The 19357-nt window shown below is 64.6% G+C and carries 10 protein-coding genes; 5 read left to right on the top strand and 5 right to left on the bottom strand.

Translation table 11 applies throughout. From position 1 onward, the window contains the following. Positions 1-54: 54 nt before the first annotated feature. The 4 genes from HH212_RS17045 to HH212_RS17030 all read right to left on the bottom strand — a co-directional run bounded on the left by HH212_RS17045 (position 55) and on the right by HH212_RS17030 (position 14495). Positions 55-9555: a non-ribosomal peptide synthetase gene (locus HH212_RS17045; RefSeq protein ID WP_170203545.1), complete on the bottom strand. Its 9501-nt coding sequence runs from the start codon at positions 9553-9555 to the stop codon at positions 55-57. 77 nt (positions 9556-9632) lie between these two features. Beyond that, positions 9633-11351, bottom strand: a complete 1719-nt coding sequence (locus HH212_RS17040) for a cyclic peptide export ABC transporter (protein WP_170203544.1) — start codon at positions 11349-11351, stop codon at positions 9633-9635. 13 nt (positions 11352-11364) lie between these two features. After that, the gene (locus tag HH212_RS17035) at positions 11365-13689 is read right to left on the bottom strand and encodes a penicillin acylase family protein (RefSeq protein ID WP_170203543.1); all 2325 of its coding nucleotides are present in this window, start codon (positions 13687-13689) and stop codon (positions 11365-11367) included. A 236-nt stretch (positions 13690-13925) separates the two neighbouring features. After that, entirely contained in the window at positions 13926-14495 is a 570-nt protein-coding gene (locus HH212_RS17030; RefSeq protein WP_170203542.1) for an acyl-homoserine-lactone synthase, read from the bottom strand. Between the two features lie 457 nt (positions 14496-14952). Between HH212_RS17030 and HH212_RS17025 the strand changes: the two genes are divergently transcribed. From HH212_RS17025 to HH212_RS17015, 3 genes are read left to right on the top strand one after another with little or no spacing between them, the layout of a single operon-like run. Then, on the top strand, positions 14953-15186 hold the full coding sequence (locus HH212_RS17025; protein WP_170203541.1) for a hypothetical protein: 234 nt from the start codon (positions 14953-14955) through the stop codon (positions 15184-15186). Next, a complete protein-coding gene (locus HH212_RS17020; protein ID WP_170203540.1) occupies positions 15128-15364 on the top strand; it encodes a hypothetical protein in 237 nt (78 codons plus the stop codon). Before HH212_RS17025 ends, HH212_RS17020 begins: the two co-directional genes overlap by 59 nt. Further along, positions 15361-15966, top strand: coding sequence for a hypothetical protein (locus tag HH212_RS17015; protein WP_170203539.1), 606 nt, complete (start codon positions 15361-15363; stop codon positions 15964-15966). The genes HH212_RS17020 and HH212_RS17015 overlap by 4 nt, the downstream gene beginning before the upstream one ends. 432 nt (positions 15967-16398) lie before the next feature. Here the strand turns inward: HH212_RS17015 and HH212_RS17010 are convergent, their stop codons facing one another. Continuing rightward, positions 16399-17169, bottom strand: coding sequence for a type IV toxin-antitoxin system AbiEi family antitoxin domain-containing protein (locus HH212_RS17010; RefSeq protein WP_170203538.1), 771 nt, complete (start codon positions 17167-17169; stop codon positions 16399-16401). 449 nt (positions 17170-17618) lie between these two features. On the opposite strand from HH212_RS17010, the gene HH212_RS17005 reads away from it, so the two are divergent. Both HH212_RS17005 and HH212_RS17000 read left to right on the top strand, forming a co-directional pair. Then, positions 17619-17975: a helix-turn-helix transcriptional regulator gene (locus HH212_RS17005; protein WP_170203537.1), complete on the top strand. Its 357-nt coding sequence runs from the start codon at positions 17619-17621 to the stop codon at positions 17973-17975. After that, the gene (locus HH212_RS17000; RefSeq protein WP_170203536.1) at positions 17976-19316 is read left to right on the top strand and encodes a type II toxin-antitoxin system HipA family toxin; all 1341 of its coding nucleotides are present in this window, start codon (positions 17976-17978) and stop codon (positions 19314-19316) included. It abuts the gene before it with no gap. Positions 19317-19357 lie beyond the last annotated feature (41 nt).

Genomic DNA, 19357 nt, shown 5'->3' with positions numbered 1-19357 from the left:
AAAAAGGCCGCGTGCCCCGCAGAGCGCGGGACGGCGCGGCCGACCTGTCGACCATTACAGGGTGATCTGGCGTGCCCTCCCCGCGCCTGCGCGGCGCACGCCCGCCGCCAGGCGCGCAGTCTCGATGCGCGCGGCCGCGGCGCGGATCGAATTGGCGGCAAAGAAGCTCTTGTAATCCATGCGCAGGCCGAACTCGCGCTCGATCCGCACGAACAACTGGGTCGCCATCAGCGAATGGCCGCCGATCTTGAAGAAATCGTCCTGCACGCCAATGCTTTCGCGCCGGAACACCGACTGCCAGATCGACAGCAACTGCGCTTCCAAGGCGGTCTCGGGCGCGCTCGGCGCAGCGGCCGGGCGCGGCACGACCGGCGGCAGCCGCTTGGGGTCGAGCTTGCCATTCTCGTTGCGCGGCAGCGCGTCGAGGAACATGTACTCGGACGGCAGCATGTAGTCCGGCAGGCGTTGCGCGAGAAACGCCGCCATACTATCCACCGTCGCCGCGCCGTCCTGCGCCGCCACCACATAGGCCACGATCGCCGTCTCGCCCAGCGCGTCGCGCCAGGTCGACAGCGCGCACTGCGCGACCGCGGGATGCAGGATAAGGCACACCTGGATTTCCGACAGCTCCACCCGGAAGCCCCGGATCTTGATCTGCCGGTCGGTGCGGCCATGGCATTCCACCACCCCGTCGCGCCGGTAGCGACCGCGGTCGCCGGTGAGATAGACGATGTCGGCCGGGTCGCCGCCGTACGGATTAGGCACGAACTTGGCGGTATTCAACGCGGCGTCCTCATGGTAGCCGAGCGACATGTAGCGGCTGCGCGCGGCGATCTGGCCGAGCTCGCCGACACCGCAGGGCGTCATCGTGTCGTTAAGGACCAGCAGCTGGACGTGGCGGATACCGATGCCGGCCGGGATCACGTCGGTGCAGTAGGCTTGCGCATCCTGGTAGGCGTCGACGTCATGGTAGCTGATGGCGCGCCCGGTCTCGGTCGAGCCATAGATGTTAATCACCCGCATGTTGGGGGCGGCCTTGCAGAACTGTCGCACGTGCCCCGTGGTGATGATCTCGCCGACGAAGAAGGCGATCCGCAGTGTCCCGACCGGGCGCTCACACACGCTGCACAGGAAAGTGCCCAGGCTCGGGGTCAGGTGCAGTACCGTGATGCGGTGCTCGAGCAGCCAATCGTTCAGGTGCGAGAACGCCAGGTCGGCTTCCTCCGGCACGTACAGCGCAGCGCCCATGCACAGCGGCGTAAACATGTCGCGGTGCAGCGGGTCGTGGACGAGGCCGGACAGCATGCCGAAGCGGTCGTCCGGCGTCAGCCCGAAGCGCGCCGCCATCCACGGCATGAAGGTGGTCAGCGATCCGTGGCGGCCGCGGATCGCCTTCGGCGCCCCCTCGGTGCCGGAGGTGAAGGCGATGTAGGCCAGGTCGTCCGGGCCGCTCGCCACCGTTTCGAACGCCGGTCCGGACCCGTCGTCGAGCAGGGCGCGGTCGGCCGCCACTTCCAGCCGCGCGCAGCCGGACGCATCGAGGTGGCCGGCGATCACCGGGTCGAGCCGCGCCGATTGCGCCAGGGTGACGACGCAGCACGGCGGCACCGCCTCGATCTGCTGGAGCACGCGCAGCGGCGGCACCGCCTGCGACAGCATCATGAAGGCCGCACCGGCCTTCAGGATGGCCAGGGTCGCGATCACCAGTGCGTCATGGCGTTCGGTCATGATCCCGACCACGTCGCCGGGACGCACGCCGAGCGCCTGCAGCCGCGTCGCATACACGCCGGTGATGCGATCCAGTTCGCCGTAGGTCCAGGTGCGGCCCGAGCATGCCATCGCCAGGCGCGCTGGCCAGCGCGCGGCAACCTGGCCGAAATTGTGCTGCACCGACCCGATCCAATCGGTCTCGATCATCGGCAGGGTCGGGTCAGGCAAGGTGGCGCCGGCCAGCATCGGCGGCGCCTGCACCCCGGCCGCGCCGGCCCTGAGCAGGTAGTGGCCGCACAGGCGGGCACCGTCGGCCGCCACCTGGTCGAGCAGGTAGACATACTGTTCGAGCAGCAGTTCGACATCGCGCGCCGCCAGCAGCTTTTCGTTGAAGCTGCAGTACAGCTTGATACCGTCGTCGTCGCCGTCGCTCACGTACAGGCTCAGGTTGAATTTGCTGCCCAGCGCGCCCACCATGTCCGACGCCTCGTTCAGCAGGCGCCGTCCGTCGCGCGCGTCCGGCAGGCTGAGCATGTTCAGGAAGACCTGGAACAGCGGCGTGCTGGCTGGGTTGCGCGCCGTACCGCTCAATGCCAGGATGCGTTCGAACGGCAGGTCCTGGCACGACAGCACCTCGGCGGCGTTGGCCACCTGCGCCTCGAGAAAGGCGTCGAACGGCTGCCGCAGGTCGATCCGGCTGCGCAGCGGCAGGTTGTTCAGGAACATGCCGAGCACGCCTTCCGAACCGGCGATATGGCGGCCGCTGACAGGAATGCCGATGTTCAGGTCGGCTTCGGCACAAACGCGGCCGAGCAGCAGTGCCAGCGCCGCGTGCATCACGTTGAACAGCGAACCGCGTGCCTGGCCGGCAAGCGCTCGCAGGCCGGCGCGGGTCGAAGCGCCGACGCGCCGGCGGATCACCTCGCCGCGCGCGCCATCGCGGGTCGGCATGGGCGACTGGAACGGCAGCAGGATCTGCTGGCTCGCGCCCTTCAGGTAGGCACGCCAGAAATCTTCCTGGCGGCGCGCTTCGGGAGACGCGAGGAAGCGCTGCTGCCAGGCGACGTAATCGAGGTAGCCCAGCTGTGGCGCACCGGTCCCGGCGATCGTGCCGGTGCCGGCCGCCAGGACGTCGTAGGCGTCCATCAGTTGGTCGAAGAACAGCACCAGCGACCAGCCGTCCGCAATGATGTGATGGATACTGACCTGGACCACGCAGGTGTCGTCCCCGTCCTGCGCCACCAGCAGCGACACCAGCGGCAGGCGGCCGGTATCGAACGGTCTCGCACCGTGTTCGCGCAGCAGGGAAGCCAGCGCGACGTCGGCGTGGGGCCGGCCGCGCAGGTCGTGCCATGCAATTTCGCACACCGGCTCCGGCTGTACCTGCTGGCGCACCGCATCTTCGTACACTTCGATCACGGTGCGCAGGATGTCGTGGCGGCGCGCCAGCACGTCGAACGCGGCGCGCGTCAAGCCGGGTTCGATGCGGCGTGCCATGCGCACCGCCCCGACGATATTGTTGTCCGCCGCATCCTCCTGTATCTGGCCTGCGAGCCAGATGCGCTGCTGCGCAGCCGACAGCGGCGCCGGCCCGGCGCTGGCCTCGTGCCGGAGCCGGTCGCCCGCGCCGCCCGCGTCGAGAGCCGCGGCCAGGCCTGCGATGGTCGGGTTGGCGAATACCTGGCGCACGCCAATGACGAGGCCGGCCCGCTGCGCGGCCAGATGGATCATCTGGGTCAGCAGCAGCGAGTGGCCGCCGATGTGGAAGAAGTTCGCCTCCGTGCTGACGCGCTCGCAACCGAGCAGCTGCTGCCAGATCGCGGCCAGCGCGCGCTCGGTCGGCGTTGCCGGGGCGACGAAGGTTCCCGTTTCCTGCATGTCCGGCTCGGGCAGCGCGCGCTTGTCGATCTTCCCGTTCGGCGACAGCGGCAGCGCATCCATGACGACGAATACGCCCGGCACCATGTAGTCGGCCAGCGTCTCGGACAGCGCCGCGCGCAGGCGCGCCCCCAGCGCCGCGCCGTCGGCGCCGGCCTCGCGCGCCGCCACGTAGGCCACCAGCCTACGCCCGCCTTCCTCGCCGTGCGCGACCACCACCGCCTCGGCGACCCCGGGCTGGGCCGACAGCCGGGTTTCGATTTCTCCTAGTTCGATGCGGAAGCCGCGGATCTTGACCTGGTCGTCGGCGCGGCCGAGGAAGGCCAGGGTGCCGTCGTCCAGCCAGCGCACCATGTCGCCGGTGCGGTACAGGCGCTCGCCCGGCATGAAGGGATCGTCGACGAATTTCAGGGCCGTCAGCTCGGCGCGGTTCAGGTAACCGCGCGCCAGCCCGGCGCCGCCGATGTACAGCTCGCCCACCGCGCCCACCGGCAGCAGCCTGCCGCTGGCGGACAGCACGTGCAGCCGGGTATGCGACACCGCCCGCCCGATGCCGGGGATGCCCTCGACCGGACCGGTGAACATGGCGCCGGTCGAATAGGTCGTGTCTTCCGACGGACCGTACAGGTTCCACACTTTCCTGCAGCCGGTGCCCGCGAACAGGCCGTTGAGCAGCTTTTGCGGCAGCGGTTCGCCGGCCAGGTTGATCACTTCGGCCGAACGCGGCACCCTACCCCGCTCCAGCAGCATCTTCATTGCCGACGGCACCGTGTTGACCAGGCTGACGTCGCAATCCTCCTCGAGCAGGGCCAGCGCGTCGCGCACCACCACGCAGCGGTGGCCGAAACTGAGCGGCACGAAGACTTCGAACACCGACAGGTCGAAATTGAGCGAAGTGCTCGCCAGCACCGCGCGCAGCTCGGCCGCGCTGAAATGCGCGTGCGCCCAGTCCAGCAGCGCCACCGTGTTGCGGTGCTCGATCATCACGCCCTTGGGCACCCCGGTCGAACCCGAGGTGTAGATCAGGTAGGCCAGGTGCGCCGGCGTGACGCCCACCGCCGCGGCGTCCGGATCGGCTTCGCTCCGGCCGGCGAAGTCGTCGTCGCGGTCCACGCACAGGGCCAGCGCGCCGCCCAGCGGCAGCGTGTCCAGCAGCCGCGCCTGGGTCAGCACGACGGGTGCGTTACTGTCGCGTACCATGAATTCGAGACGCGCGCGCGGATAGGCCGGGTCCAGCGGCACATAGGCGCCGCCGGCCTTCAGGATGCCGAGCATGCCCGCCACCATGTCGGCCGAGCGCTCGACGCACAGGCCGACCAGGGTGTCCGGCCCCACGCCCTCGGCACGCAGCCGGTGCGCGATGCGGTTGGCCCGTGCATTGAGGGCGCCGTAGCTCAGCGCCTCGCCCTCGCACACCACCGCCACCGTCGCGGGCGCGCGTCTGGCCTGCTCCTCGAACAACTGGTGGATGCACTGCGCCGGCGGCGCGGCGCCGCCAGCGGCGTTCCAGCCGCGCAGGCGGTCGCGGTCGGCCGCGGTCAGCATCGCCAGTTCGCCGACCGGCATGGCCGGTGCGTCGGCAATCGCCTGGAGCAGGACCGTGAAGCTGGCGGCCATGCGGACAATGGTCGCGGGGTCGAACAGGCTGGCCGCGGAGTTCCAGGCCAGCACCAGACCCTCCGCGGATTCGGCGGCGGTCAGCTCCAAGTCGAACTTGGCCGGCACGTGCTCCACGGGCAGTGCCTTGACCTCCAGTCCCGGCATACGCAGCGCCGCGGCATCGTCGTCGCGCATCGAGAACATGACCTGGAACAGCGGCGCGTGCGAGGGGCTGCGCTCGGGCTGGAGCGCATCGACCAGTTGCTCGAACGGCAGGTCCTGGTTGGCGTGGGCATCCAGCAGGGTCGCGCGCGCCTGCCGCAGCAGCGCGCCGAAATCCTCGCCCGGAGCGATCGCGGTGCGCAGTACCAGCGTATTCACGAACAGCCCGACCAGGCCCTCGGTGTCCTTGTGCGTACGCCCGGCAACGGGGCTGCCCATGACGATATCGGTTTCGTTGCTCCACCTTCCGAGCAGCAGGGCGAACGCGCCCTGGAGCACCATGAACAGCGTGGCGTCGTTCGCCTTGCCGAGCGCTTTCAGGCGCGCCAGCATGGCGGGACCGACATGCTCGACGTGCTGCTGGCCGCGGAAGTCCTGCTGCGCCGGGCGCGGCTTGTCGAGCGGAAGGTTGTGCACCCGCGGCAGCCCGTCCAGGCGCGCGCGCAAGTGTGCCAGTTGCGATGCCATGCGCGTACCCCGTGCCTGGCTACGCTGCCATTGGGCATAGTCGGCATACTGGACCGGCAGCGGCGGCAGCGGGTCGGTGCCGCCCGCGCAGTGCGCGGCGTACAGCACGCGCAGTTCGCGCACGATGACGCCGACCGACCATCCGTCGGCCGCAATGTGATGCAACGTCACCAGCAGCACGTGCTCGCCGGGCCCCAGCCGCAACAGGCTGGTACGCAGCATCGGGCCGCTCGCCAGGTCGAACGGGCGCGCCGCCTCGCAGCGTGCCAGCCGCGCCGCTTCTGCGGCGGGGTCGGTGCAGGCCGAAAGGTCGTGCATGTCGAGTGCGACCGGATGCGGCTGCAGGACTCGCTGCGCCAGCCCCGTTGCGCCATCGTCGTAGACGGTACGCAGCACCTCGTGGCGGCCGACGATGCCGTCCAGCGCCCGCCGCAGCGCACGCACGTCGAGCGCCCCCTCCAGGCGCAGTGCGGCGGGCATGTTGTAATGGCCCACGTCGGGCGCCAGTCCATGCAGGAAGTGCATGCGCTGCTGCATGGGCGACAGGGCCAGCGGCACCTCGCGTCCTGCAAGCGGGATCGTCTCGTGCGCGTCCTTCCGGCTGCCGTCGATGAAGGCGGCCAGCCGGTCCAGCCGGGGATGCTCGAATACGGCGCGCAGCGCCAGCCGTACATGCAGCTGGCCGGCGACCGCCGCCGTCATGCGGGTGGCCAGCAGCGAGTGGCCGCCGATGTGGAAGAAGTTCGCCTCCGTGCTGACGCGCTCGCAACCGAGCAGCTGCTGCCAGATCGCGGCCAGCGCGCGCTCGGTCGGCGTTGCCGGGGCGACGAAGGTTCCCGCTCCCTGCATGTCCGGCTCGGGCAGCGCGCGCTTGTCGATCTTCCCGTTCGGCGACAGCGGCAGCGCATCCATGACGACGAATACGCCCGGCACCATATAGTCGGCCAGCGTCTCGGACAGCGCCGCGCGCAGGCGCGCCCCCAGCGCCGCGCCGTCGGCGTCGGCCTCGCGCGCCGCCACGTAGGCCACCAGCCTGCGCCCGCCTTCCTCGCCGTGCGCGACCACCACCGCCTCGGCGACCCCGGGCTGGGCCGACAGCCGGGTTTCGATTTCTCCTAGTTCGATGCGGAAGCCGCGGATCTTGACCTGGTCGTCGGCGCGGCCGAGGAAGGCCAGGGTGCCGTCGTCCAGCCAGCGCACCATGTCGCCGGTGCGGTACAGGCGCTCGCCCGGCACGAAGGGATCGTCGACGAATTTCAGGGCCGTCAGCTCGGCGCGGTTCAGGTAACCGCGCGCCAGCCCGGCGCCGCCGATGTACAGCTCGCCCACCGCGCCCACCGGCAGCAGCCTGCCGCTGGCGGACAGCACGTGCAGCCGGGTATGCGACACCGCCCGGCCGATGCCGGGGATGCCCTCGACCGGACCGGTGAACATGGCGCCGGTCGAATAGGTCGTGTCTTCCGACGGACCGTACAGGTTCCACACTTTCCTGCAGCCGGTGCCCGCGAACAGGCCGTTGAGCAGCTTTTGCGGCAGCGGTTCGCCGGCCAGGTTGATCACTTCGGCCGAACGCGGCACCCTACCCCGCTCCAGCAGCATCTTCATTGCCGACGGCACCGTGTTGACCAGGCTGACGTCGCAATCCTCCTCGAGCAGGGCCAGCGCATCGCGCACCACCACGCAGCGGTGGCCGAAACTGAGCGGCACGAAGACTTCGAACACCGACAGGTCGAAATTGAGCGAAGTGCTCGCCAGCACCGCGCGCAGCTCGGCCGCGCTGAAATGCGCGTGCGCCCAGTCCAGCAGCGCCACCGTGTTGCGGTGCTCGATCATCACGCCCTTGGGCACCCCGGTCGAACCCGAGGTGTAGATCAGGTAGGCCAGGTGCGCCGGCGTGACGCCCACCGCCGCGGCGTCCGGATCGGCTTCGCTCCGGCCGGCGAAGTCGTCGTCGCGGTCCACGCACAGGGCCAGCGCGCCGCCCAGCGGCAGCGTGTCCAGCAGCCGCGCCTGGGTCAGCACGACGGGTGCGTTACTGTCGCGCACCATGAATTCGAGACGCGCGCGCGGATAGGCCGGGTCCAGCGGCACATAGGCGCCGCCGGCCTTCAGGATGCCGAGCATGCCCGCCACCATGTCGGCCGAGCGCTCGACGCACAGGCCGACCAGGGTGTCCGGTCCCACGCCCTCGGCACGCAGCCGGTGCGCGATGCGGTTGGCCCGTGCATTGAGGGCGCCGTAGCTCAGCGCCTCGCCCTCGCACACCACCGCCACCGTCGCGGGCGCGCGTCTGGCCTGCTCCTCGAACAACTGGTGGATGCACTGCGCCGGCGGGGGTGCGGAGGCCGGGTTGAAACGGTCGAGCAGGCACGCGCGCTCTTCCGGCGGCATGACCTCGATGGTGCCGAGCGGCGCGTCGGCCATGGCGGGCAGCATGTCGAGCATGTGCGACAGGCGCTCCGCGGCCAGTGCGATATCGGCGGCGCTGAAGTAGCCGAGATTGTAGTCGAGCTGGATCTCGGATTCGGCCTGGTCGCCGTATTCCCAGATGGTCGCCATGAGAGGCGTCGGCTCGTGGTTGTGGCTGAGGTAGACCAGCGTGGCCGGGACCCCGTCGATCGCCAGCTTGCTGTCGAGCTTGAGGTAATTGAAGCCGATGTCGTACAGCGCCCGGCTGCCTCCCTGCAGCCCGAGGTCGCGCACGATGTGACCCAGCGGATAGCGCTGGTGGCGCAGGTCGCGCCGCAGGCGTTCGGACAATGCGCCTACCAGTGCGCCGAAACTCGCCTGCGGGTCGGCCTGCACGCGCACCGGGCTGATACTGGTGAACACGCCGATCATCTGTTTGTACGCATGCGCCGGGCGGTTATGCACCGGCATGCCCAGCACGAAGTCGCTACGATCGCAGCAGCCGTACAGGTAGGCGGACAGCAGCCCGGCGAATACCGGCGCGCGCCCGACGCCGAGCCGGTGCGCCATCGCGTCCACGGCATCCGACTGGGAAGCGGACAGTGTCAGCACGTGACGCGCGCTGGTATCGGCGGCGGCGCCCGGCAAGGGCGACAGCAGTCGTTCGGGCACGCCGGCCAGGCAAGCCTGCCAGTGCGCCCGGTCGGATGCGCAGCGCTCGCCGTTGACGTAGTCCTGGTCGGCCGCGGCCACCGCGGGCCACGCCAGCGGATCGGCTGCTTCCAGGGCGCCGTCGCTGTAATACTTGCCCAACTGGCGCGCCCAGTTGGCGAAGCCCCACCCATCCATCGCCAGGTGGTGTGCGAAACCCACATACCAGTATTCCGCCGCGCCGATCTTCAGCAGTGCGGCGCGGAACAACTCGGCGTTCTCGAACGGGACGGGGGTTTCGAACAGGTCCGCCAGCCATTGCCTTGCCGTCGCGGCCGGATCAATGGCGCAGCTGAAGTCCGTCAGCGGCAGGCCGGTGCTGCGTTCCGCGCTGAGGATCTGGACCGGCTCGCCGCCGTCGCTGAGGATACGGATTCCGAACGCGTCGTGCCCCAGTACCAGGCGGCGATGGGCCTCGGCCATGCGCGCCGCGTCCACCCGGCCGAAGCGGATGAAACCCCCCACGTTGTACAGCGGGCTGGCCGGATGATGCAGTTGGTCGAAATAGATGTCCGCCTGGCTCAGCGTCAGCGGAAAACGGGCATGTGTAGTGGTCATGCAAACCTCGAAGTCTGATGAAGTTGATGCGATTGATGGAAAGCGGCGCGCCGGACGGCGCGCCCGGCGGCACTCGCTCAGGCGGCGGCCGACACGCTGCCGGCTAGCGCGGCCTTGGTGCGCGTGGCGCCGGAAACCAGTTCGACCCGCGCCAGCCTGCCGTCTTCCATGACCAGTACCTTGTCGGCAACGTCGAAATAGCGGTCGTCATGGCTGATGACCACCACGGCCTTGTTGCGCGCCCGTAGTTCGGGCAACAGGGTCTGATAGAACACCTGCTTGAACACGGGATCCTGGTCGGCGGCCCATTCGTCGAACAGGTACAGGCTCTTGTCCTCGAGCAGCGAAACCAGCAGCGCCAGGCGCTTCTTCTGCCCGTCCGACAGCGCCAGCGTGGAGAAACGGCCGTCCTTGATCGTCACCTTGTGGTCCAGCTGAAGCGCCGACAGGTAGCCCATGACGCGCTCTTGCACCTGGGCGCCGCCGAGGCCCAGCAGGCGGTCGAACAGGTAGTAGTCGGTGAAGATCGCGCCGATCTGCTGGCGGCAGCTGACCAGTGTGCGCGGATCGACCTCGACGTCGCCGAAGCGGATGCTGCCCGACTGCGGCAGGTAATGCAGCGTCATCAGCTTGCTCAGCGTGGACTTGCCGGAACCGTTGCCGCCGACGATGAAGGTGACCTGCCCCCGTTCCAGCTCCAGGCTGACCGGCCCCACCTGGAAGCCGCTTCCCTCGCCCGCATGCGGGTGCTGGTAACACACGTCCTTGAAGACGATCGACTGCCAGTCGAAATCCAGCACCGGGTGCTGCTCGGCCTCTTCCTCGGGCAACTCGTCGAGGATCTGGGTCACCTTGTTGAGCGAGACGCGGGCCACGATCACCTGCGGGATGAAGTTCAGGATGCTGGTGACCGGGCCGGTCACATACAGCAGGGCCATGATCACGCCCAGCAGCTCGGTGCTGCTGACGCTGTGATAATTGACGAACACGAAGGTCACTGCACCGATCACGAAAAAGCTGATCAGGTCACCATAGTTCATCGCGGCGCGCACGATGGTGAAGCCGCGCTTGTCATACTGGAGGATCTTGCGTTCGTGCTCGATCAGCAGTTCGTCGAAGAAGCTGGCGCGCTTGTTCTGGTTCAGCTTGAGCTCCTTGGCGCCGTAGATCAGCGCACGGATCGACTCCTGCAAATCATCGGCAACATGGCGCGAGCGCACGAAGTAGCGGTTACCGAAGTACATCGGAATCTGGTAGCTCACGACGCCGAACACGATCGCCCCCATCACGAACCAGAACACCGCCGCGTTCATGTACAGCAGGAAGCCGAGCATGCCGACCAGAGTGACGATGCTGATCAACAGGTCGGGCAGCATGCGCGCCCCCATGACGATGCGGGCGACGTCGGTAGTCAGCGCGGCGATCAGCTTCGGCGACCCCATGCGTTCGAGTTGGACGATGGGCGCGCTCGCGATCCGGTGGTAGATCCTGATGCGCAGGCTGGTGGCGACGTCCATCGACACGCGCAGCAGCATGATCTGCGAGAACGAGCGCGCGAACAGGATGAATGCGCAGGTCAACAGGAATACCGCCGCCAGCCGGTAATGGGCGACCTCGACCCCGGCTATGGTCTCGACGCTGCTGCCGGCCGTGGCGTAGCGCCCGGGATCAGGCGCCAGGCTGTCGAGCACGGTAGGTATCAGGAAGGCGTAGCAGACGCCGGCAAGGGCGCCCAGCACGATCGAGAAGAACACCTTGTTGGGTGCTTTCTGGCTGAAAGCATCGAACAGCTTCATATCGGTTCCTTGTTCAGCGCAGCGGCGCCAGTGTCAGCACGGCTTGCGCGCCCGCTGATGCGCTGCCGCCCAGATTGAAGTAGCGGCCCTGCCCGAACGGTTCCACCATGTCGTCGTAATGCGCGCTCAGCGGATGGCCGGACTGGCCAGTCGAATTGATGTACAGGTGGCGGCCGGTCCCGGGCTGGATAATCTGGCGGAAAGCGGCGCCGAAGCCCTGTACATAGCCCTTCGATTCCTCGAAGTTGGCATTGGCCGCGTTGACCGTTGCCGGAGCGCCGCCGCTGGCCATCTTGCGGGTGAATACCATGTCGAGCAGCTTGACGTCGCTGAACGGCGTGTGCCTGAACCACGTGGTGTGCAGCGCACCCCAGCGCCAGCCGTCCATGTCGCTGCCTTTCAGGCGGGTGAGTTCGTCCAGCGCCGTGTCGAGCGAGGCGGAGAGCGCGGCGGCGCAGGACGGTGCCGCCCCGGCCTGCCCGCACCATTGGCGGCGCCCGTCGGTCAAGGCGGTGCGCAGCGTCTCGGCGCTGGCGTTGGCCACCACCGCGCTGAGATAGCTCTCCCTGCCTTCCTGGTTCCAGTAACCGGCCAGGTGCGCGCCGAACAGTTCGCGTCGCAGGTGCCGCGTCCACGACATGTAGATCGACGCGGCCTGGCTGTCCAGCCCCATGCTGCCGTCCCATGCGGCCAGGTAGCGCAGCGCGTCGCGCTGGCGCTGGGTGCGCGGCTGGTACGCAGTCAGGATCGGCAGCAGTTGCTGCGCCTCGCGGTTCTGCTGGTCCGACTGCATCTTTTCCATGTAGGCCAGGCTGATCGGGCGGCCGGTGGCGATCTCCTGGTCCAGCATCTGCTCGATGCGCTCGGCGCGCGCCGGCGGCGCCCAGTCGTTCGAGATGAAGTATGGGTAATCCGGGCCGACCACTTTGTTATTGGCCGAGACGATGTAGCCGCGCTCCGGGTTGAAGCTCTGCGGCATGGCGGCGGCCGGGATGAAGCCGGTCCAGCCATGCGCGCCGGCGTCGGCCACCGGCAGGGAGCCGTTGCCGGTGGCGCGCACCGGAACGTGCCCGGCCCCGACGTAGCCGATGTTGCCGGACTGGTCGGCATACAGTATGTTCAGCGTCGGCGCCACGTGCAGTGCGAGGGCCGCCTTGAAGGAAGTCCAGTCGCTCGCGTAGCTGAGGCGGAAAAAGGATTCATAGGTGGTGTCGCCGGCGTCGAGTGCGGTCCAGCGCAGTGCGACCGGCTGGTCGAACACATTCAGCATGTCGCTGACGATCGGCCCGTGCTCGGACTCGCGCACCTGGATCTTGAGCGGCGCCAGCGCCTCATGCAGGCTTACCGGGAAGTCGGCCTTGACCTTCACGATCTCCTCACGGGCGGCGAAGCGCTTCCAGCCTCCGGCGCTGCGATAGCGGCCCGGGTCACCCACGTCCACCTGTTCGACGAACAGATCCTGGACGTCGGCCATCATGTTGGTACCGCCCCACGTGATGCGCTGGTTCTTGCCGAACAGGACGATGGGAAGGCCGACCAGCGACATGCCGCTCGCCTGCAAGCGCCCGCCCTGCTGGCTGACGGCATACCACAGCGACGGCATCTGCAATCCGAGGTGGGGATCGTTGGCGAGGATCGGCTTGCCGCCCTCGGACAGGCGGCCGGCAGTGACCCAGGCGTTGCTGCCGACAAAGCGGCCGCCGATCTGGATATCCTGCTCCATGCGCTGCCGCAGGTCGAGCAGACCGGCCAGCGCCTTGCTGGTGCGCGCCTTACCCTCTGCGCCGAAGGGATCGGGTACGGTGGTCGGCGCGCCCTCGGGATACGGGCCGAACAGCGCCTGCATCTGGCTGGCGTCGAGCGCCTGGCCGGCCAGGTAGCGTTCGATCTCCTGGTTCAGGTTGCCGCCGAGGTTCAATGCGAACACCTTGATCCAGGCCAGCGAATCGATCGGCCGCCATCGTTCGGGACGGGCACCCAGTAATGCGAACTCGGGCGGCAGCGGCGCCCCCGAGTCGAGCAGTGCGTTGATGCCGTCGGCGTAGGCGGTCAACGAGGCGCGTGCCTCTTCGCTGAGAGCGGGCCAGGCGGTTTCGGCGGCGCGGTAGAGGCCCAGCGTGCGCAGCCAGATGTCCTGGCGCACCGCCTTGCGTCCGAACAGTTCGCTCAAGCGTCCCTGTGCAATGTGGCGCTGGAACTCCAGTTGCCACAAGCGGTCCTGCGCATGCGCATAGCCCATCGCGAAGTACACATCGCGTTCCGAACCGGCCTTGATGTGAACCACGCCATGGGCGTCGCGCGTCATGGTGACCGGCGCGGCCAGCCCCTTCGTCCACACGGTACCCCTGACCTGCGGTTTACTGGATTGGAAATACCACGCCGCGGCGGCACCCAGCGCAAGTATGGGCAAAAGCACCCAAGCAAGAAATCGAAAGAGCAGCGGATAAGCACGAAACACGTTCAATCCTCGTTCAAGTGGCATGCGTGGAGCACGGCGCGGAGATGCGGCTGGGCGGCGTGCGGTGGTGTCGAGATGAAGTCCTGCTGCCGACGGCATGTCGGCGCGGCCGGCGATCAGTGTTGCTGCTGTTCGACTTCGATCCAGCATGCGAAGATCGGGTGCCCGTCGATGATCATTGGCGGCCCGGCGCGGTGGCAGTGGAAACCCGCGCGGCGCAGCAGGCGCTCGATGCCGACCGGCGACACCGTGATCAGGCGCTTGGCACCGTGCGCCGCGGCGCAGGCGATCGACTCGCGTAGCAAGTTGACCGCAATTTCGGACGAGAACTGCGACAGCGCCGAGGTAGCGGTGCGGCTATTGAAATCGACAGCGGCAAAGCGCGACAGTTCCCAGACCTCGTCGTTGCAGGGCAACGGCATACCGTTCAACAGTTGCGGGAAAATATCGCCGAGCAGGTAGGGGCTGCTGGTCGGCAGCAGGCGGGCGCAGCCGTTGACCGCCCCTTGATCGTCTTGCGATACAACGTAGACCGTATCGGGGCGATCGAACTGGTCGAGCTCTTCACCGTACTTGGTCTGCAGTTCCCAGCCAAGGGTCTCGATAAAGACCTTGTAGCGGTAGCTGGCCATTTGGGAAAACATGGTTTCAGGAAAAGCCTTGCTATTACCTGCGATAACGTTCATTGCGGCTCTGCTCCGGTTGGCACTAGGGTTTGTTGATGGGAGCATTAGACGTTTTTATTGTTTTTGAAAAAACTGTCATGTTTGTCAGTCTCTGTCGCGGCAACGCGCTTGTGCGGATCGGCGGTCAGGCCGGATGCCTCGGGGGGACCGGCGGCGCCTCCACGAGAAAGCCTTCGAAGCCGGCGCCCCCTCCTGCTCCGCCGCCCCGCCCCAAACCCGATCCGGTAAAGCGCCAGAGCCGGGGAAGAACACGAAAGTGCAGGAGGTTGCCGATGCGACCGCGCTCGCCGACCGCGAGCGCATCACGCAACTGTCCAAAGCAGGCGACATTGAAGGAGCTCAAAAAATTCTAAAGCCCCATGTTGATGCAGCATAAAATGCCAAGACAGTCGCGGAAAAGCGGTCAGCACTCGATGAGATCGTTGCGCGGCTCGACGTAACATCGGACAAGGAGAAAATGTTCTGGTTCGGCCGCAAGGAACTGGCACGGCAAATTGCGAAGGATACCGACAAGACCATTCTGGAAGAAACAGCGGGTGGCAAGGTGATCGATGGTTGGAAAGACATCAACGACGTCTTTTCTTGGGATCTGAAAGACCTCGGGCCGCACGGCTGGGACCTGTGGGGCGAAAGTGTCCGAGAACTACGCGAAGGACGCCAAAGGCACCATCGATATCATTCAATCACCTGATAAATTCCCGAAAGGTGGACAGACCTGGATGGACCGAGAATACCAGGCGATATTAAAGGCAAAAAAAGTTACTTCGATAAACGTATTCAGCATGGGCGAAGGCGGTAAAACTCTAGGCCAGATGAAGATCGACCCACAAAGTGACGCAGCCAAAACGCTGTTCGGAGTAAAAAAATGACCGCCGCCTACGACATGTTCATGAAGCAGTACCATGCGACCGGCAGTGAAAAAGCCGATGGCTACAGTCGCGAAGCATTCATTGGGTTGACACCTCATGAACGGGATGAGGTATTCCGGTTGCTGGTGACTGAACTTCCGTGGTCTGTCGAGTGGCTGTTTTTCGTGAATGCAGAACGGGCTTTGCCCATCGTCAAGGAAGCGGAACAGAAAAGCCGCAACGACCCATATGGCGATACCTACAAGCTCCAGACAGCCATCGTCGATCACACGGGTGACCTGACCTACCAAAATCACATGATCGAAGACTATCCCGCGTACCACAAGCGCAAGAAACCGTTGGTCGTCGATGCGATTAACAGGACGCCGGCGAACGAAACCACGGTCGATTTCTTCAAGGAGCTGGTCCTAACCGAAACGAACGAAGATGCCGCTGCGGGCGCCAGCATGTACTTCCTAGACTCCTTGAACGTCGCCAACGCTACGCAGCATGACAGGGTCATATATGACCGTTTGCTCGACGAGTTGCGTAGTGACGACACCTCGGCGAAGCGCCGCGCCATCGTTCAAGCCGAAAGCACTGCCGGATTGACTGACAGCTGAGTCAGGCGATATGGCTGCGATGACAGTCCATGTAGCTCGATACATCCGCCTTTTGCTCGAGTTGTGCGCTGTAGCCGCGTCATTTTTCGCCACACCAATGCCAGACAGCAATGGTCGGCTGTTGCGGAAGTTTTCTGAAGAAGGCTGAAAGCTGCTCTGAAATAGTGCTGAATGGAGGCGAGGACGGGAGTCGAACCCGTCTACACGGCTTTGCAGGCCGTTTTTACTCTTAAGAATCAATGGGTTAGCTTAGAACCACACTTTAGCACCACATCAGTTCGCTTGCAGCTTCGTCGCACAGTGCACGGCGTCCGATCACCTTCTGAATTCAAGGCCCCAGCATTGCTCTGTCGGGATGGCCGGGCTGACAGGTCGGATGTAAAAGGGCAGTAGCTAAACCTTTTCAACTCATGACCGCTTGACAGCTGCTTCCTATGCAAGGCTGGCGGGCACGTACAAGGCCCACTTGTCGTCGTAGGATGGCTGGCTCATCTGGTGGGCAACATAGAACCTGCACAGCTTAGGCAGCGTAGCGATTAGTTCAAGTGCTGCCAATGGGTAACCCGCTTTGTCCATGTACCAGCCGATCGCTTGGTGATATGGATAGACATGCCCGAGCTGTGCGAGTGTGTGCATCAGCAGATCGTTATCGACTTTGTCCCGCGCTTTACGAAAAGCAGAAAGAACGGTTTCTACGCCGCCGGCGTACGACGGGCGTACAACAATATCGATCAGTGTCCGCTCCAAGCCTGTGACTCTGATCGTTGCTGATCGGGATTGGTGCAGCCTTGTAGCGGCGGTAATAACCCCAAGCTGTCCTGTGTGCATACCGTTCAGCATGCAGATCTCTGTACCACCCAGGTTAATTGCGTTGCTGGAAACCCTTGCCTTGGTCTTGAACGCCGCGTCGATCCTTGGCTGATCCGCAAGTTCCCCTCTTATATGAGGTCTTTGTTCATGATTTATGTAGATTGTCCGTCGTTCTGTTTCTGTTCCGATTAGACCATGTACTACTGCTGCGGTGGCATGCGTGTAATAAGAGTTTGGCTTGAGAGACTGTAGCACTTCGAGCATGGGCACCTGCGGCAATGCGTAGCGCTTTTCCGAACGATATGGAAAAGGAAACTCGAATTTATCGAGGATGCCTGCGTCAATAAGCTTTTCAAGAAATGAAGTGAAGGCCTGCTTTTGGCCAATTTCCAATTGTCTCGTTGTTTGCTAAATACCTTAGACACATCACTTGCTTTCCAGATATCTTGTTGCGATTTCGAAAAGTAATAGGCAATGTTGTTCTTAGCGATGTCGAACGAGCTTTTTGCCATTGGATGCTCTCCTCGAATTGGCTCATCCCAGCCATGGTACTGGAGTATATATACTCCAGTAACATGGCTGGATTTCAACGTAATAAAATTAAAGTTTCATTTTCTCCCGTCCTCGCCTGAAGTATATATACCTCAGGTGAGGACGGATGGTAATGCCAATCGGAAACTAATCTACAACGTTTAAGTTGTAATCTAGATTTACAACGAAAAGGTTGTTGGTTGCTCGGGTGCTTTCATGACGGCTTGACGAACGTCAACAGTGATTACACCTTATGGGTTGTAATATGCAAATACAACTTATATACTGTAGCTTACTATCCCGGCTCCAACATGACATACCCTCTCAAAACGTTGCAACAGCTTCGCCCTATCCTTGTTGGTTTTCGCAAGGACGCTGGTCTTTCACAGGCTGCAGTCGCCGCACTACTTGGAATTACCCAGCAAAGCTATGCCAAGATCGAAGTCAATCCCTCGACAACCAGCGTGGAAAGACTGTTCACCATCTTGCGACTACTCGGTGCAGAGATCATCTTGGACCGGCACGCGGTGCCTACATCTGCGGGTCAGTCAAACGGCATTGGGCTCCAAGATACGGTATCGCCATCCCCACCAGTACCGGTCGAGAAACCTGCGTCAGCCAAGCCCCGCAAGATGCTCCCCCCGAACATGAAAAAAGAGAACTGGTAAATGGGAAGACGGGCACATACCCAACGTCTGGTTCTCTGGCTCAATGGCACCCCTGCAGCGTATTGGGATGCGTCTTCACGCCAGAACGTACTTGGCTACTATGACGATTGGCTGAACGACGAACAAGGACGGCCACTATCCCTGTCCCTGCCTTTCAGGCCCGATAACGCCCCCTACCGTGGACAACTGGTCGAAAACTACTTCGACAACCTGCTGCCGGACAGCGAGGCAATCAGACGCCGACTCGCGACGCATTTCCGATGCGAAGGCATCGCACCCTACCAGCTGCTGACAGCTGTAGGCCGCGACTGTGTAGGCGCCATCCAGCTTTTACCAGAGGGCGAGGAACCGGCCGACCTGTTCACGATCAGGGGCGAACCCATGAGCGAAAGCCAAGTCGCATCGCTTCTGCGAAACACTACGTCGGGCCGATTGCCCGGACAAGCGGATGACGATACCGATCTTCGTCTGTCCATCGCGGGAGCCCAGGAGAAAAGCGCCCTCTTGTGGCATGCGGAGCAGTGGCACAAGCCAGTTGGCAGCACGCCGACCACGCACATCCTCAAAATGCCGATGGGTCTGGTGGGCGCCATGCAGGCGGACATGCGCACATCGGTCGAAAACGAATGGCTCTGTTCTCGACTCATACGTGAATTGGGGGTGCCGACAGCAAACTGCGACATTGCGCGGTTCGAAGACATGAAAGTCCTAGTGGTTGAACGCTTCGACAGGAGGTTGTCCAGAGACGGAACCTGGATCGTGCGCCTGCCGCAGGAGGATTTTTGCCAAGCCACTGGCACGTCGCCACTGCACAAGTACCAGGCCGACGGGGGGCCGGGGATCTCGACGATCATGGAAATCCTGCTAGGGTCCGAGCAGGCTGCCATCGATCGCATTAATTTTTTCAAAACCCAGCTTTTGTTCTGGCTCCTGGCCGCAACGGATGGGCACGCAAAGAACTTCAGCCTGTTTCTTCTGCCGGGAAGTCGGTTCCAGTCCACGCCGGCCTACGACGTCCTGTCCGCACACCCCGTCATCGGCACGGGGGCAAACAGCCTGGCACCACAAAAGGCCAAGCTCGCCATGGCGGTGAGAGGAACCCAGAACCACTACAACCTGGGCAGCATCCAGAGACGCCATTGGCTGAGTCACGCCCGCCTGTCGGGCTTGGGCAGCCAGGCGGCAGAGCAGATCATTGCCGACGTGCTGGGTCGCGTCGACGGCGCCATCGATTCGGTTGGCAAACAGCTGCCCGATAACTTTCCTACAGATCTGGCCAATACGATTTTCCAAGGAATGTTGGCGCAGTGCGATCGCCTGCGGCGTATGGAAGCGACGTGATGCCTCACGGACCAAGCCAACAGGCATGGCGCCACCCTGCG

It is taken from the genome of Massilia forsythiae (genome assembly GCF_012849555.1).
GTDB lineage: Bacteria > Pseudomonadota > Gammaproteobacteria > Burkholderiales > Burkholderiaceae_D > Telluria > Telluria forsythiae.
The sequence above is the reverse complement of the archived record's forward strand: the minus strand, read 5'-3'. Positions and strand labels throughout refer to the sequence as shown.

What these genes read in the sequence shown, in the direction of transcription:
- HH212_RS17045 (WP_170203545.1), bottom strand. Translation starts at nt 9,555, where the DNA reads ATGACCACTACACATGCCCGTTTTCCGCTGACGCTGAGCCAGGCGGAC.
- HH212_RS17040 (WP_170203544.1), bottom strand. Translation starts at nt 11,351, where the DNA reads ATGAAGCTGTTCGATGCTTTCAGCCAGAAAGCACCCAACAAGGTGTTC.
- HH212_RS17030 (WP_170203542.1), bottom strand. Translation starts at nt 14,495, where the DNA reads ATGAACGTTATCGCAGGTAATAGCAAGGCTTTTCCTGAAACCATGTTT.
- HH212_RS17025 (WP_170203541.1), top strand. Translation starts at nt 14,953, where the DNA reads ATGTTCTGGTTCGGCCGCAAGGAACTGGCACGGCAAATTGCGAAGGAT.
- HH212_RS17015 (WP_170203539.1), top strand. Translation starts at nt 15,361, where the DNA reads ATGACCGCCGCCTACGACATGTTCATGAAGCAGTACCATGCGACCGGC.
- HH212_RS17005 (WP_170203537.1), top strand. Translation starts at nt 17,619, where the DNA reads ATGACATACCCTCTCAAAACGTTGCAACAGCTTCGCCCTATCCTTGTT.
- HH212_RS17000 (WP_170203536.1), top strand. Translation starts at nt 17,976, where the DNA reads ATGGGAAGACGGGCACATACCCAACGTCTGGTTCTCTGGCTCAATGGC.